Raw genomic sequence first — 255 nt, 5'->3', positions numbered from 1 at the left:
CTCTGGCCGACCTGCCCCAGGCCACGTTCGCCAACAAGGTGGAACTGTCGGCCGACAAGGTCAACGTGACCCGCGAAGTGGACGGCGGCCTGGAAACCCTGGCCTTGACCCTGCCTGCGGTCATTACTACCGACTTGCGCTTGAACGAGCCCCGCTACGTCACCTTGCCCAACATCATGAAGGCCAAGAAGAAGCAGCTGGACACCTTCAAGCCCGAAGACCTCGGTGTGGATGTGGCTCCCCGCCTCAAGACCC

At 62.4% G+C, this 255-nt stretch carries 1 pseudogene; it reads left to right on the top strand.

The annotated features are described in order from the left end of the window. A pseudogene (locus IB243_RS27540) lies at window positions 1–255 on the top strand (electron transfer flavoprotein subunit beta/FixA family protein); the annotation flags it as partial.

Origin of the sequence: Acidovorax sp. ACV01 (assembly GCF_014851495.1) — a bacterium.
GTDB lineage: Bacteria > Pseudomonadota > Gammaproteobacteria > Burkholderiales > Burkholderiaceae_C > Acidovorax > Acidovorax radicis.
Note: the sequence above shows the minus strand (reverse complement) of the source record. Positions and strands in the feature narration are given on the sequence as shown.